This window comes from Streptomyces sp. NBC_00247, from assembly GCF_036188265.1.
GTDB lineage: Bacteria > Actinomycetota > Actinomycetes > Streptomycetales > Streptomycetaceae > Streptomyces.
This window is the reverse complement of the sequence record NZ_CP108093.1, coordinates 6,994,397-7,008,809: the sequence shown is the minus strand read 5'-3', so window position 1 is coordinate 7,008,809 and position 14,413 is coordinate 6,994,397. Positions and strand designations below refer to the sequence as shown.

Below are 14,413 nucleotides of genomic sequence, written 5' to 3'. Positions count from 1 at the left end.
CGAAACCACCTACCACCGAAAAGTTGCTTCCGGCGGGCGGTGCAGGGCGAGCAGTGCCTGGTCGTCCTGCGGCCGGTCGCCGGTGTGGCGCCGGACGTCGCGGATCAGCGCGTCGAGGATCTGTCCCGGGGCGACCGGGTCGCCCAGGGCGATGCGGCGCCTGGCCAGGACGGGCAGTCGCAGGGTGGCGTCGTAGAAGGTGCCGGCGCTGTCCCGGGACTCGCTGACGCCGTCGGTGTAGAGGATGAGGGTGGCGCCGGGCGGGAAGTCGAAGGTGTCGATGGGCGCCGTCCAGTCCTGCAGCGCGCCGATGCCCAGCGGGGGCGCTTCCTCGGACGGAACGAGCAGCGTCGCGGCGCCCTGCACGTCGAGCAGGACCGGTGGGGGATGCCCCCGGTTGACGAGGCGTACGGACGAGAGGTCGGCGGCGAATTCGGCGAGCAGGCCCGTCGTGAAGCCCTCCGCCCGTTCCAGTCCGCCGCGCCGGTCGCCCTCCCGGGTGAGGGCCCGTTCCATGGCTCGGGCCAGGGCGGCGAGGTCCTCGGCCTCGTCCGCCGCGTACCGGAAGGCACCGAGGTCGGAGCAGACCGCGCTGACCGCACCGAGGCCCTTGCCCCGTACGTCGCCGATCAGGGCGCGGATGCCGTGCGGGGTGTCCTGGACGACGTAGAGGTCGCCTCCGATGAGTGCCTCGTCCTCGGCGGGTACGTAGCGTGCCGCGACGCGCAGGGCCCCGATCCTCTCGGGCGGGTCGGGCAGGACGGCGCGTTGGGCCACGGCGGCCACCTGCCTGGCGCGCAGGGTGTGGGCGTTCTGGCGGTCCAGCCTCCGGTTGATGAAGAGCGCCAGTACGGTCACGGCCAGCAGGGTGAGCTGGTTGGCGACCCCCCGGTGCCAGCCGAAGGTGCCGTCGACGCGTGCGAGCACCGCGTGCACGGCCATCGAGGCGAGCCCGGTCAGAACGATGCCCCGGGGCCGCAGGAGCGGGCCCGCGATGACCGGTGCCGCGATGAGCAGCGGCGCCGAGGTCACGTCGTGCGGGGTCAGCAGGTCGACGACGACCGCCAGAACGATGACGACGGCGGGGATCCACTGCACACTCCTCGACTGCACCACTCCCCCACGCTGCACGCACCGCTTGCGGTCCGCATCCCGGCACGACGCGATCGGGCGGTGCCGCGCGAGGCGGCAAGACCGGCCCCGTTCGGCGCTCTGGGTAGGGCGTTGGCCAATGCGAGGAGGATTCATTCACCGTTTTCAACTGAATTGACCGGATAAGTGGACGTTAAATCTTCCACCGCCTTGGCTCGGCGCTGATCCGGCCGGATAGGGTGAGCGATCCGGTGCACCGACCACGGGGGGCGATCCTCGAAGCCAGTGTCTGGTGACACCTTGTACGAGACCCGAGTGCCTTCAGGGGGAAGGCACCGCGTGGCCCCGACGGAGGATTCGGACACCGTGGACGCGCAAGGCCGTGGGCGGGCGGACGACATCGATCCCGCAGACCAATGGGTGCTCAACCCGAGCACCGGCGAATACGAACTGCGACTGACCCCTTCCGCGCCGCGACCGGGGAGAGCCGGCGTACCGAGCCCGAGAGGGCCCGTCAAGGCGGAGGGCAGCCGCGGATCCACGCCGGCCCGGCCCGACCGGGAGACCCGGGCGCCCGGCCGTACGGAGTCGCCCGCCGGCCTTCCGGGACCCCGCGGACGCCGGGGAGCTCGCGCCGAGCCACCGGGGCGCCGCGGGGCGCGGAACAAGCGGAGGCCGCGGAGCAAGCGGGTCCTGCTCTGGACCGGCGGCTCGATGGCCTTCGTGCTGGTGGCCGTCTCGGCCGCCGGCTACGCCTACCTCAAGCACCTCGAAGGCAACGTCACGACCACGGACGTGGGCAACGCCGGTGCCGCCGGTTTCAGCAAGGACAAAGCCTTCAACATACTGATCATCGGCACCGACAAGCGCACCGGATCCGGTAACGAGGGATACGGGGATGCCGGCAGTGTCGGTCACGCCGACACCAACATCCTGCTGCACGTCTCCGAGGACCGGACGAACGCGACGGCGCTGAGCATCCCGCGCGACCTCATCGTCGACGTACCCGACTGCCCGACGAAGCAGGAGGACGGCACCGAGAAGATCGTGCCGGGGACGCAGCACGTCCGCTTCAACACCAGCCTCGGCCAGGACGGCCGCGACCCGGGCTGCACCATGCGTACCGTCAAGGCGGCCACCGGCATCTCGGTGGACCACTTCATGATGGCGGACTTCAACGCGGTGAAGACGCTGACGACCGCGGTCGACGGGGTCGAGGTGTGCCTCGCCAAGGATGTCGACGACGCCGACTCGCACCTGAAGCTCGACAAGGGAAAGCACACCATTCAGGGCGAGCAGGCGTTGGCCTTCCTCCGTACCCGGCACAGTTTCGGCAACAGGGGCGACCTCGACCGCATCGCGGTCCAGCAGCAGTTCCTCGGCTCGCTGATGCGCAAGATGTCCTCCGGCGACACGCTCACGAGCCCCACCAAGCTGGTGAAGCTCGCGGAGGCGACCACCAACGCGCTGACCGTGGACACCGGCATCGGCAAGCCCAGCACGCTCAAGGACATGGCACTGGAGCTGAAGAAGGTCCCGCCGAAGAACATCTCCTTCACCACGGTGCCGGTGCTCGACAACCCGGAGGAGCACCCCCCGGTGACGGTGATCCTCAACCAGGCAGCCGCGCCTCCGGTCTTCCAGGCCGTCGCCGACGACGTCTCCTTCACCGAGGTGAAGCAGAAGAAGAAGGAAGAGGCCGCTTCGGTCGCCGCCCGCCTCAAGGGCACCCAGTCCGCCGCGGGCGACGTGCGGGTGCGGGTCCTCAACGGCGGCGCCGAGGGCGGCTCCGCGGGGAAGACCGTGGAGTGGCTGCAGAACGAAGTGGGCGTGACCAAGTCCGAGAACGGCGCCAACGCCCCGGAGAAGCTCGCGAAGACGACGCTGGAGTACGCCCCCGACCAGGCGGACCAGGCCCGTCGGCTCGCCGCCCTGATGGGCCTGTCCGGATCGGCGATGAAGCCGGGCGAGAGCGTCGTCAACGACCAGGGCATGCCCGCCATGACGCTGACCCTCGGCAAGGACTTCAAGGGTCCCGGGGTCTCCCTCACCGCCCCCGCGAAGGCACCGGACAACGTGACCAAGTCCACGGCCGACCAGGTGACGTGCGCGAAGTAGTCCGCTGACGGTCCACTCCGCCAGACACGAACGGGCCGGGCCCGCCGCTCCTGGCGGCCGCCCGGACCCGTTCGCGCACGGCGGTCCGGGCGGGTCAGGCGGGCTCGGTGCGGCACTCCGGGTGGCCCCAGCCCGCCGGGTTCTTCGCGATCATCTCCTGAGCCGCGTAGGGCTTGCCGCAGCGGCACCGACCGGCGAACTTGGCCCGGATCGTGGCCCCCGCGCGGGCTCCGCCGGAGGACGCCTTCGCGGTCTTCCCCGGCGCGCTCTTCACCGCCCGTGAGGGGGCCGGCTCGGGCAGGGCGGCCGTCCCGTGGGCGGTACCGGCGGGCAGCTGCGTCACGGCCGCCTCACTGGCGGCCTGGTCGGCCAGCGCGTTCAGCGGATCGCCGCCGACCTGGTGGGCGGGTACGTACTGGAAGCGCACCCGGCGGCCCGCCAGCAGCTCGTCGATGCGGACGACCAGCTCCTTGTTGGCGACCGGCTTGCCGCCCGAGGTCTTCCAGCCGTTGCGCTTCCAGCCGGGCAGCCACTTGGTCACCGCGTTCATGGCGTACTGCGAGTCCATGCGCACCTCGACCGGCACCGCCGGGTCGGTCGACTCCAGCAGTGAGCGCAGGGCGGTCAGCTCGGCGACGTTGTTGGTGGCGGTGCCCAGCGGTCCCGCCTCCCAGCGCTGCGGGCGCCCCGCCGCGTCCGCGACCACCCACGCCCAGGCGGCGGGCCCGGGGTTGCCCTTCGACGCCCCGTCACACGCGGCGATGATGCTCTCGTCCATACCCCCGATCATGCCAGCCTCGCGGGGCCTCTCCGGCCGCCGTACCCCTTCCGGTCCTTCGCTCCGGGGAGGACGGCGGTGACGGCGAGGACGGCGAGGACGGCGGCGACGGCGACGGCGACGGCGACGGCGACGGCCGGGGCGACGGCGGCAGCCGTCAGGGCACGATCGAGTCGACGTATCCGCCGTCCACCCGGACCGCCGCCCCCGTGGTGGCGGAGGCCTGGGCGGAGCTGAGGTAGACCACCAGGTTGGCGATCTCCTCGGGTTCGATGAGGCGCTGGAGCAGTGACTGGGGCCGGTGCAGGCGCATGAACGCGCGCTGCGCCTCGTCCCAGGGCAGGTCCTCGTCCACGAGTTCGTACACGAACTTCTCCACGCCTCCGGTGTGGGTGGGGCCGGCGATCACCGAGTTGACCGTCACACCGGTGCCGGCCGCTTCCTTGGCGAACCCCCGGGAGACCGCGAGCAGCGCGGTCTTGGACACGCCGTAGTGGATCATCTCGGCGGGGATCACGATCGCCGAGTCGCTCGCGATGTTCTGCACCCTCCCCCAGCCTCTGTCCTTCATCCCGGGCAGATAGCGGCGGATCAGCCGGACCGCGCTGAGGACGTTCGAGTCGAAGTAGGTCCGCCACTCCTCGTCGGTGATCTCCAGCGGAGGGCGCGCCCCGAAGATGCCGAGGTTGTTGACGAGGACGTCGGCCTCCGGAACGGCCCGCTGGAGCTGCTCGGCGCCCTCCTCTGTGACCAGGTCGCAGGCTACGCTCCCGACGTCCGCGTTCGGGGCCCCGTCACGCAGGGTCCGCGCCGCCGACTCCAGGCGGTCCGCGTCGCGTCCCGTCAGCACCACCGAGGCGCCCGCGGCGGCCAGGCCCGACGCGATGGCGAGACCGATGCCCTGCGACGATCCGGAGACGACCGCCTTCTTGCCCGTCAGGTCGATACGCACCTCGTGGTTCCTTCCGCCGGGTTCCGGGTGCCGCACAGTGGCACGCGTGTCCACCGTCGCACCGCGCGGGGCGGACCGCTTCCGGAGCGGTGGACACTGATCCGGGTCCGGCCCGGCGTGTCCGCACGGCCGGGCCCGGTCCCGCGCGACGATGAACCCCCTTGACCTCAACAATGCTTGAGGTCCTAGTTTCCTGTCCCACGGGCCCTCGCGGGCCGTACGTCGGTCGGAAGAACCCGGAGCCTTTGCATGGACATGGAATTCACCGCCTGGTCGTCGCTGCACAGCGTGATGAACGCCGAGCGCGACCGTCGGCCGTTCTCCGGGGCGACCCTGCGCCGCATCCTCGACTTCGCCCGCCCGCACCGCCGCCGTCTGCTGCGGTTCCTGGTCGTCAGCGTGGCGGGAGCCCTGCTCGCGGTGGCCACCCCGGTCCTCGCGGGCAAGGTGGTCGACGCGATCGTGCGGGGTGGCCCGAGCGACACCGTCGTCCGTCTCGCGCTCCTCATCGCGCTCATCGCGGTGGCCGACGCGGGCCTCGGCCTGGTCACCCGCTGGCTGTCGTCCAACCTGGGCGAGGGGCTCATCCTCGATCTGCGGACGGCGGTCTTCGACCACGTCCAGCGGATGCCGGTGGCCTTCTTCACCCGTACGCGCACGGGGGCGCTGGTGAGCCGGCTGAACAGCGACGTCATCGGGGCGCAGCGGGCCTTCAGCAACACCCTCTCGGGCGTGGTCTCCAACCTCGTGACCCTGGTCCTGACGCTCGCCGTGATGCTCGGCATCTCCTGGCGGATCACGCTGCTCGCCCTGGTGCTGCTGCCGGTGTTCGTCGTCCCGGCCCGCCGCCGGGGCGCCCGGATGGCTTCGCTGCAACGCGAGGCCGCCGCGCACAACGCGGCGATGGCGACGCAGATGACGGAGCGTTTCTCGGCGCCGGGCGCGACCCTCGTCAAGCTGTTCGGGAGGCCGGCGGACGAGTCCGCCGAGTTCGCCGCCCGGGCCCGCCGGGTACGGGACATCGGTGTCCGTACGGCCATGGCGCAGTCCGGCTTCATCACCGCCCTCACCCTGGTCTCCGCGCTGGCGCTCGCGCTGGTCTACGGACTCGGCGGCCACTACGCCCAGCAGGGCACGCTCGAACCCGGTGCCGTCGTCTCGCTCGCCCTGCTGCTGACCCGTCTGTACGCGCCGCTCACCTCGCTCGCCGGGGCGCGGGTGGAGGTGATGAGCGCCCTGGTGAGCTTCGAGCGCGTCTTCGAGATCCTGGACCTGAAGCCGCTGATCGCCGAGAAGCCGGACGCACGGCGGGTGCCGGACGGGCCGGTCTCGGTGGAGTTCGACGGCGTCTCGTTCGGTTATCCGTCCGCCGACAAGGTCTCCCTGGCATCGCTGGAGGCGGTCGCCGCGCTGGACGACCGGGGCGGCGCCGAGGTGCTGCACCAGGTGTCCTTCACGGCGCGACCGGGCCGGATGGTCGCGCTGGTCGGCTCGTCGGGGGCGGGGAAGTCCACCATCGCGCAGCTGCTCCCCCGCCTGTACGACGCCGACGCGGGGGCTGTCCGGCTGAACGGCGTGGACGTCCGCGACCTGACCGCCGACTCGCTGCGCGAGACGATCGGCATGGTGACCCAGGACGGGCACCTGTTCCACGAGTCCGTGCGGGCCAACCTGCTGCTGGCCCGGCCGGAGGCCACCGAGGACGAGATCTGGGACGCCCTGCGCCGCTCGCGGCTCGACGGGCTGGTGGCCTCGCTCCCGGACGGGCTGGACACGGTGGTCGGCGAGCGCGGCTACCGGCTCTCGGGTGGCGAGCGGCAACGGCTCACCATCGCCCGGCTGCTGCTGGCCCGTCAGCGGGTGGTGATCCTCGACGAGGCGACCGCGCACCTCGACTCCACCTCGGAGGTGTCGGTGCAGGAGGCGCTGGCCGAAGCCCTGGAGGGCCGGACCGCGCTGGTGATCGCCCACCGGCTCTCGACGGTGCGCGCGGCCGACCAGATCCTCGTCGTGGAGGCGGGGCGCATCGTCGAACGCGGCACCCACGAGGAACTCCTCGCCGTCGGCGGACGGTACGAGGAGCTGTACCGCACCCAGTTCGAGCGCCCGGACACCGCGCCGCACGCGGTGGGGTGACCGGTCGTGCCGCGGTGGCTTCCGGGCCGGTCGCCCGGAAGCCGGCCCGTCAGTCCAGACCGAGTCGACGCGTCGCCGCTTCGACCGTCTGGTCGAGGAGCACGGCGATGGTCATCGGCCCGACACCTCCGGGCACCGGGGTGATCAGCCCGGCCCGTTCACGGGCGGACTCGAAGTCGACGTCCCCGACGTTGCCGGGGCTGTAGCCCGCGTCGATCACCACCGCCCCGGGCTTGATGTCCGTACCGGCGATGAAGCGCGGCCTGCCGACCGCGGCGATCAGCACGTCGGCCTCCCGCACGAGCCCCGGCAGGCCGACCGTACGGGAGTGGCAGTACGTCACCGTGGCGTCCCGGCCGAGCAGGAGCATGCCGGCGGGCTTGCCGAGGATGGCGCTGCGCCCCACGACGACGGCGTGCTTGCCGGCGAGGTCGACCTCGTACGCGTCGAGCAGCCGCATGATCCCGCCCGGGGTGCAGGAGACGAAGCCGGGCAGGCCGAATCCCATGGCGGCGAAGGAGTGCATGGTGACGCCGTCGACGTCCTTCTCCGGCGCGATCGCCTCGAACGCGGCGCGCTCGTCGATGTGGGGGCCCACCGGGTGCTGGAGCAGGATGCCGTGCACTCCGGGGTCTTCGGAGAGCTCCGTGATCGTCTCGACGAGCCCGGCGGTGGAGACCTCGGCGGGCAGAGCCACATGACGTGACTCGATGCCTGCCTTCGCGCACCGGGCGCGCTTCATCCGTACGTAGGTCACCGAAGCGGGGTCCTCGCCGACGAGTACGGTCGCCAGGCAGGGGGCCGTCCCCGTTCGCCGCAGGATGTCGGCCGCCGAGGCGGAGACCGCTTCGAGGGTACGACGGGCGAGGGCGGTGCCGTCCATGAGACGGGCTGTCTGTGTCGGGGCCACGTGCTGCTCCTGAGCTTCACTGTGGAGTGCCCAGGCGTACGGCAGCGACAAGGTGTCAGTCCGCTCCCCGGTGGTACTCCACCTGAACGCCAGTCACGGCCCGCCCACCATCATAGTGCCGCGACCGGACGATTGCCGGTGTCCTGAGATGATCGGTGAATGAGCGAGCGTGAGTGGCAGGGGGAATTGACCAAGTCCGAGGGCGCGTTCATGGTCAATGCATGCGAGATCGACATCTTGGCCGGTGTCTGGGGCGACCTAGACGATGCCGATCGGTCCCGCCCCGTCGAGGAGCTGGCGGGGATCCTGCTCGCTCTCGTCGATCGTGGCTGGATCGAGGTTCGTCGAGTCGCCCCGTGGGCGACCTCGTCAGGGGGGAAGGGCTTCCAGCCCGGGGAGCTGGTGCCGCGGGATCAGCTCCGGGCGGTCCTGGAGAACCCGGCCAACTGGGAGTACCCGGATGACTTCAGCTGGATCGGTGCGGTGACCCTGGTGGAGACCGAAGCGGGTAAGAAGATCATCAGATGACCGAGTGGACCACCGTGGCAAGGTCTCTTCGGACAGTGGGGCTGGGGTGGTCCGAGCCGGCCAGGGTGGACTGTCGCAGGAGCCCGACGTGGGCCCCGACCGGGAGGCGGAACGCCGCCATCACGCGCGCGAGGACCCGGCGAGGTCCGGACCACCGCGCGGGGTCCGCCGGAGCGGGAGCTCGCCGAGGGCTCGGCGCCCGGGTCAGTCGCGTCCGGCCCGTGCCGCACGCACGAGCTTGGCGGCACCGCTCGCCATGCGCCCCGCCCCCGCACCGCCCGCCCTGCTCCGGTGCAGCACCGCGCGACCGCAGCCGCGCCACTGCGAGGGCGGTACGGGACTGCCGGGCCCCGTGCGGGTGAGCAGTGCGTTCACCGAGGCCATCGGGTCTCCGGCGGCCATCCTCGCCAGCAGGACACCCGCGACGAGCGGGAGGAGGGCACCGGCCAGGGCGGAGCCGGCCACGGTGACGTGGCGGATGCGCGGGCTCGAAGCGGCAACCGCAGAACCGGAGACCGTCGAACCGGTGGGCCCTGAATCGGTGGGCCTCGAAGGGGTGGGCATGGTCCCATTCGACCGCCGGTGGACCGACCGCCGGATGCGCCGCCCTACTCAGTTTGCTGCGGCCCGGTACTCAGAAGTCCGGTCAGGCCACACCGTTGTCCGCGCGCAGCAGCCGCAGGAACGCCTTGAGACCGGTGATGATCTCCTCGTTGCTGGTCAGCCGGTTCACCGTCGACTCGAACTCCCGCGCCAGGGCCTCGAACCGGCGGTCGGCCTCATCGGACCGCCGGTGCGCGGAGAGTGCCGAGGCGTCGGCGGTGCGCCGGAGTTCGGCGAGGGCCCGGTACTGTTCCTCCGCCCGCTCCTCCAGGGCCTTCGTGCCCGCCGTCAGGCTGTCCACCCGGCCCCGCAGTTCCACCACGTCGTCGCGCGGGAAGGTGACGTCCTTGAGGAGGGAGCCGAGTCGCTCCCTCAGTTGGGCGAAGTAGGCACCAGCAGGCCGGAAGACGGTGCTCAGCAGGAAGAAGGCGGCCACCCAGTAGCCCGCCCTGCCGCCGAGCAGGACGGTGGCCACGAGGACCAGCAGCGCCGTCACGGCATGGCCCGCCACCGCCACCCGCAGCATCATCCGCGCGATGCGCTCCGCCTCGTCGTCGCGGGCCCGGCCGATCGCCAGACCTTTGTCCCGGCTGACGGCGATCTCGGCGAGGACGGACCGCGCCCGGAAGTAGAGGTTCCAGGGGAGGGTCAGCAGCAGAAGCAGCCAGAGCAGGCAGGCGATGCCGGCCCCCACCCCCAGGACCGTGGCGAGGGGTGCGTCGGTGGCGTACAGCAGCGCCACCGAGCCCGCCAGAACGGCGACGGCGAAGACCGCGCCCGTGAACTTTCTCATGCTGCCCCCCGGTCTCGACCACGCCGACGTGACGCCCCGTCATGGTCGTCCGGAAAGCCGCGCATACGCATGAGTACGGCTACTCAGCACCCTCGGCCCGCAGGTCGGCGTAGACGGCGACGGGCAGATGGTCGCTGCCGGTGGCGGGCAGGGTCCGGATGCCGGTGAGGCGGACGGACCGTGCGAGGACCTGGTCGATCCTGGCCACCGGGAAGGCCGCGGGCCAGCTGAACGCCACACCGGAGCCGGGGGCGTCCAGGCGCGCGAGCAACGGGCCGAGCCCCCGGTCGTCCACGGTGCCGTTGAGGTCGCCGAGCAGCAGGACCCGCGCCAGTGGTTCGTCGCGGATCGCGGTGGCGAGGAGGGCGGCGCTCTCGTCGCGGGGTCCTGAGCGCAGGCCCGTCGCGCCGAGGCGGATGGAGGGGAGGTGGGCGACGTACACGGCGAGGTCGCCGTCCGGGGTGTGCGCGGTGGCCCTCAGACCCCGGTTCCAGTCCTCCGCGATGCCGTCCGGCCGGATGTCCACGGGGCGCACGTCCGTCAGGGGGAAGGCCGACCAGAGCCCCACGGTGCCGCTCACCCCGTGGTGCGGGAAGCGCGACGCGAGAGCCTTCCCGTACACCGGCAGGGCCTGCGGCGTGAGCTCCTCCAGGGCCACGATCCGCGCCCCGCTCTCCGCCAGGGCCGCCGCGGTGCCCGCCGGGTCGGCGTTCTCGTCGCTCACGTTGTGCTGGACCACGATCAGGCGGCCGGAGTCGTCCGTCCCCGTGAGGAAGAGGCCGCCGAACCGGACGCCCCAGACGAGGGCGGGCAGCAGTGCGGCCGCGACGGTGAGCGGTGCCCTCCTCAGGAGCCCGGCGCAGAGCAGTACCGGCACCGCGAGGCCGAACCACGGCAGCAGGGTCTCCAGCAGACTTCCCAGCCGGCCGGGGGTGTCGGGTATCAGCCGGGGTGCGGCGAGCAGCGCGGCCAGCACCCCGGCCGACACCGGCAGCAGCGCATTCCGGCGCCCGGGACGGTGCCACCTTCGCCGGGCGGGCGCGGGCGCATGGGCCCGCGGTTCACCCGGAGGCACGGGCGAGGGTGTCCTTGCCGGTCGCATCGCTCTCCTCGATCCGTACGGGTGTGCCGGGGCGTCCGGCTCCGCGCCGCGCCAGGGGTGGCTCGGCCGGTGCCCGGGGCCGGACGCCGCTCCGGGTCGCACCGAAGGAGGACGACGCGGCAGGAACGACGTCCGGTTCCGCCGGGGGTCCGCTCCTTCGTCGAGCGGGAACACGGGTGGCGGTGCGGCGGATTCGTCGGGGCGGGGCACGGAACCGGGTCGATGGCGTGCGCGGCGGAATACTCCGGTGCGGGACGGCCGGAGCATTCGGCCGCACGGATCGGCTCTCCGGGTGAGCGGTGCTGTCGCCACCGGCGAATTCGGTGAAGCCCCCCCGGCCGGGAAAGGGACCCGAGCAAAATCACCGGCGAAGGCTGCTCGCCCTTCGGGCGAATGGGCCGGGAAGCACCCAGGAAGCGCCTCCCCTTACTCAAGAGAAACGTTTCTGCACAAGCGGGACAGGAGCGTTACGGCGTCCGAACAGCTCAGTGGGGCGCGGCATTCGAGTCTGGCGCGGCCGGTCGCACGAGCGAGTCATACACGCATTCCGGCTGACAGTCTGTCAAAGTGCACTTCTGTTTAACCCATTTTCCATCCTCGCGCGAAAGCGCGATGCGAACAGCCCCGCCCGGAAAGGCGGGCACCTCCGACCGCTCGCCGAAAATCACACAGAACGCACGTGCACATCTTTCGACCGGCCGCGCCCCTTCGACCGATCACGTCGAGTTGTGCGTACGAAAAACTGCCGAAGGCGCCGCGAGAACGTCACCCCGGAGCAATTCTGTTGAAGATTCTTCACCTCGTTCAGCCTGTGGAGGGCGGCGTCGCCCGGGTCGTGGTCGATCTCGTGCGGGCGCAGGTACGCGCCGGACTCCGGCCCGTCGTGGCGTGTCCGCCCGACGGACCGCTGGCCGCGCGGGCATCCGCCGCGGGGGCGGAGGTCCACGACTGGCGGGCCGTTCGCGACCCCGGTCCCGGACTGGCCCGTGAGATCGCCGGAGCCCGGTCCCTGGTACGGGAACACCGCCCGCAGGTGGTGCACGCGCACAGCGCGAAGGCCGGTCTCGCGGGCCGGATGGCGGTACGCGGCCGGATTCCCACCGTCTTCCAGCCGCACGCCTGGTCGTTCGAGGCAGTACGGGGTGGGACCGCCTGCACCGCCTTGAAGTGGGAGCGATTCGGGACACGTTGGGCGGACCGGGTGCTCTGCGTCAGCGCTTCGGAACGTCTGGCGGGCGAACGGGCGGGCATCGCGGCCCGCTGGTCGGTGATCCACAACGGCATCGATCTCGCCCACTTCCGCCCGGCCGGTCCCCGGGACCGCGCCGCCGCCCGCGCCGCGCTCGGTCTCCCCGACGGACCGCCGCTGCTGGTCTGTGTGGGTCGCCTGAGCCAGCAGAAGGGGCAGGACGTCCTGCTGGAGGCATGGCGCACGATGCGTCCGGGAGCCGCCCGGCTCGCCCTGGTGGGCAGTGGACCGGAGGAAGCCCGGCTCCGCGAAGCGGCCCCGGCCGACGTGCTGTTCGCCGGGGCGGCCGACGACGTGCGTCCCTGGATCCACGCGGCCGACGCCCTCGTCCTGCCCTCGCGCTGGGAGGGCATGGCCCTCGCTCCGCTGGAGGCGATGGCCTGCGGCAGACCGGTGGTGATGACCAACGTGGCAGGCGCCCGGGAGAGCCTGCCACCCGGGCAGGACGCCCACTGCCTCGTCCCGCCGGACGACCCGGCGGCCCTCGCCGCCGCACTCACCGCCCTGCTGTCCGACCCTGCGCTCCGTACGCGTCTCGGCCTCGCCGCCCAGTTCCACGCCCGCGCGGTCTTCGACGTACGCAGGACAGCCGCGGAGGTCACCCGCCTCTACCAGGAACTTGTCCACCCGTCCGGCACCACGACGAGAGAGCGCACCGAGCGATGACGACGGAGAGTGCATCACTGCCTGGCACTGCCCGGGAGACCACGCTGCCCCCTGCTTCTTCCACCGTCCATCGGCCACGCGGCGGCGTCCGGCGCTACTCCGAGCCGGTCGCCCGGCAGGTCGGCCGTCACCGGCTGACCGTGCTGCTCGTGGCGGCGGACGGGCTCGTCGCGGGCCTCACCCCGGCGGTGGGCCCCGCGCCGCGGTGGCCGGTCGCCGTCTTCGCCGTCCAGGCCGCCGCGCAGTTGCTGCTCCACTCGTCCCGCGGCCTGTACCGGCCCCGGCTGTCGCGCTCCGCGGCGGCCGAGTTCCCGGCGGTCCTCGGGCTGACGCTGCTCCAGTGGTTCGTGACCGCCGAGACCCTCACCACGTACCACCCCCGCTACGCGATCGGCTGGACCACGCTGTTCTGCGCGGTGGGGGTGCAGACGCTCTTCTGCTGCGTGGCGCGCGGTGTGCTGTACCGGGCCGGCGCGCGTTCCGCCGCCCGCCACCCCCGGCCGGTCCTCGTCGTCGGATCCGGCGCGCTCGCCCGGAGCACCACGACCGCGCTCAGGGACCGCGCCGAGTACGGCCTCCGGGCGGTGGGCCGGGTCGCGCTGTGCGCGGCGGACGCGGACCCGGCGGCGGACGACGGGCCTGCGGGCGGGACTCCGGTCCTGCGCACCCGGGAGGAGGTGGGCCGCACCGTCGTACGCAAGCGCGTGGGCCACGTGCTGTTCACCGAGCATCCTGCGGCGACGCCCGAGAACACCGACCTCTTCGCCCTTCTCGCCGGCCACGGCTGCCGCATGTGGCTGCTCGAACCTCCGGCGACGGGGGCGGCCCCCGAGCACCGGCCCACGCGTCCGGACCACTTGTGGGGGTACTCCGCGCACCGCCTGCACGCCGGGCGCCGGCATCCCTTCTCGCACGCGCTCAAGCGCGCGATGGACATCGTCCTCGCTTCCGCCGCGCTGCTGGCCGCCTCCCCCGCGCTGGCGGCCTGCGCCTTCGCGGTACGGCTCTGCGACGGGCCGGGCGTGCTCTTCCGGCAGGAGCGAATCGGCCAGCACGGAAAGCCGTTCACCCTCCTCAAGTTCCGGACGCTGCGGCCTTCCGACCCCCACGAGTCGGCCACCCGGTGGAACGTCGCCGGGGACCGGCGGATGAGCGCGGTCGGCAGGGCGCTCCGCCGCACCTCGCTGGACGAACTGCCGCAGCTGTGGAACGTGTTGCGCGGCGACATGAGCCTGGTCGGGCCCCGCCCCGAACGCCCGTTCTTCGTCGCCCAGTTCAGCAGCATCCACCCCGGTTATCAGGCGCGCCACCGGATGCCCGTGGGCATCACCGGGCTCGCCCAGGTGAACGGGCTGCGCGGCGACACCTCGATCGAGGACCGCGCGCGCTTCGACAACCGGTACATCGAGACCTGGTCACTCTGGCAGGACGTCTGCGTACTCGCCCGCACCGTCCTCTCCCTTTTCCGGTGCGGAGGCAGCTGAGC

Annotated in this window: 12 protein-coding genes and 1 riboswitch; of the genes, 5 read left to right on the top strand and 7 right to left on the bottom strand. The window is 72.2% G+C overall.

Going from position 1 to position 14,413, the window contains the following annotated elements; translation table 11 throughout:
• Positions 1-9: 9 nt before the first annotated feature.
• Positions 10-1,116: a PP2C family protein-serine/threonine phosphatase gene (locus tag OHT52_RS29910; RefSeq protein WP_328723297.1), complete on the bottom strand. Its 1,107-nt coding sequence runs from the start codon at positions 1,114-1,116 to the stop codon at positions 10-12.
• Between the two features lie 342 nt (positions 1,117-1,458).
• Between OHT52_RS29910 and OHT52_RS29905 the strand changes: the two genes are divergently transcribed.
• The gene (locus tag OHT52_RS29905) at positions 1,459-3,210 is read left to right on the top strand and encodes an LCP family protein (RefSeq protein WP_328723977.1); all 1,752 of its coding nucleotides are present in this window, start codon (positions 1,459-1,461) and stop codon (positions 3,208-3,210) included.
• Between the two features lie 94 nt (positions 3,211-3,304).
• Here the strand turns inward: OHT52_RS29905 and OHT52_RS29900 are convergent, their stop codons facing one another.
• A complete protein-coding gene (locus OHT52_RS29900) occupies positions 3,305-3,988 on the bottom strand; it encodes a ribonuclease H family protein (RefSeq protein WP_328723296.1) in 684 nt (227 codons plus the stop codon).
• A 157-nt stretch (positions 3,989-4,145) separates the two neighbouring features.
• Positions 4,146-4,940, bottom strand: a complete 795-nt coding sequence (locus tag OHT52_RS29895) for an SDR family NAD(P)-dependent oxidoreductase (RefSeq protein WP_328723295.1) — start codon at positions 4,938-4,940, stop codon at positions 4,146-4,148.
• A gap of 249 nt (positions 4,941-5,189) precedes the next feature.
• Between OHT52_RS29895 and OHT52_RS29890 the strand changes: the two genes are divergently transcribed.
• The gene (locus OHT52_RS29890; RefSeq protein WP_328723294.1) at positions 5,190-7,076 is read left to right on the top strand and encodes an ABC transporter ATP-binding protein; all 1,887 of its coding nucleotides are present in this window, start codon (positions 5,190-5,192) and stop codon (positions 7,074-7,076) included.
• 49 nt (positions 7,077-7,125) lie between these two features.
• Here the strand turns inward: OHT52_RS29890 and OHT52_RS29885 are convergent, their stop codons facing one another.
• Entirely contained in the window at positions 7,126-7,959 is an 834-nt protein-coding gene (locus OHT52_RS29885) for a bifunctional 5,10-methylenetetrahydrofolate dehydrogenase/5,10-methenyltetrahydrofolate cyclohydrolase (protein WP_443046824.1), read from the bottom strand.
• Between the two features lie 48 nt (positions 7,960-8,007).
• A riboswitch (ZMP/ZTP riboswitch) is annotated at positions 8,008-8,093 on the bottom strand.
• 52 nt (positions 8,094-8,145) lie between these two features.
• On the opposite strand from OHT52_RS29885, the gene OHT52_RS29880 reads away from it, so the two are divergent.
• Positions 8,146-8,514, top strand: coding sequence for a hypothetical protein (locus tag OHT52_RS29880; RefSeq protein WP_328723292.1), 369 nt, complete (start codon positions 8,146-8,148; stop codon positions 8,512-8,514).
• 204 nt (positions 8,515-8,718) lie between these two features.
• On the opposite strand, the gene OHT52_RS29875 is transcribed toward OHT52_RS29880, so the two are convergent.
• The 3 genes from OHT52_RS29875 to OHT52_RS29865 form a co-directional block, all read right to left on the bottom strand.
• Positions 8,719-9,078, bottom strand: a complete 360-nt coding sequence (locus OHT52_RS29875) for a hypothetical protein (RefSeq protein WP_328723291.1) — start codon at positions 9,076-9,078, stop codon at positions 8,719-8,721.
• A gap of 82 nt (positions 9,079-9,160) precedes the next feature.
• Positions 9,161-9,910, bottom strand: coding sequence for a hypothetical protein (locus OHT52_RS29870; protein WP_328723290.1), 750 nt, complete (start codon positions 9,908-9,910; stop codon positions 9,161-9,163).
• A 79-nt stretch (positions 9,911-9,989) separates the two neighbouring features.
• Positions 9,990-10,907, bottom strand: coding sequence for an endonuclease/exonuclease/phosphatase family protein (locus OHT52_RS29865; protein WP_443046823.1), 918 nt, complete (start codon positions 10,905-10,907; stop codon positions 9,990-9,992).
• 889 nt (positions 10,908-11,796) lie between these two features.
• On the opposite strand from OHT52_RS29865, the gene OHT52_RS29860 reads away from it, so the two are divergent.
• Both OHT52_RS29860 and OHT52_RS29855 read left to right on the top strand, forming a co-directional pair.
• Positions 11,797-12,927 carry a glycosyltransferase family 4 protein gene (locus tag OHT52_RS29860; RefSeq protein WP_328723288.1) on the top strand — a complete coding sequence of 377 codons (1,131 nt, stop codon included), beginning with the start codon at positions 11,797-11,799 and terminating at the stop codon, positions 12,925-12,927.
• A complete protein-coding gene (locus OHT52_RS29855) occupies positions 12,924-14,411 on the top strand; it encodes an exopolysaccharide biosynthesis polyprenyl glycosylphosphotransferase (protein WP_328723287.1) in 1,488 nt (495 codons plus the stop codon). Before OHT52_RS29860 ends, OHT52_RS29855 begins: the two co-directional genes overlap by 4 nt.
• The last annotated feature ends 2 nt before the right edge of the window (positions 14,412-14,413 follow it).

Coding starts and splice junctions, on each gene's coding strand:
- OHT52_RS29880 (WP_328723292.1), top strand. CDS start 8,146: ATGAGCGAGCGTGAGTGGCAGGGGGAATTGACCAAGTCCGAGGGCGCG.
- OHT52_RS29890 (WP_328723294.1), top strand. CDS start 5,190: ATGGACATGGAATTCACCGCCTGGTCGTCGCTGCACAGCGTGATGAAC.
- OHT52_RS29855 (WP_328723287.1), top strand. CDS start 12,924: ATGACGACGGAGAGTGCATCACTGCCTGGCACTGCCCGGGAGACCACG.
- OHT52_RS29875 (WP_328723291.1), bottom strand. CDS start 9,078: ATGCCCACCCCTTCGAGGCCCACCGATTCAGGGCCCACCGGTTCGACG.
- OHT52_RS29900 (WP_328723296.1), bottom strand. CDS start 3,988: ATGGACGAGAGCATCATCGCCGCGTGTGACGGGGCGTCGAAGGGCAAC.
- OHT52_RS29885 (WP_443046824.1), bottom strand. CDS start 7,959: ATGGACGGCACCGCCCTCGCCCGTCGTACCCTCGAAGCGGTCTCCGCC.
- OHT52_RS29870 (WP_328723290.1), bottom strand. CDS start 9,910: ATGAGAAAGTTCACGGGCGCGGTCTTCGCCGTCGCCGTTCTGGCGGGC.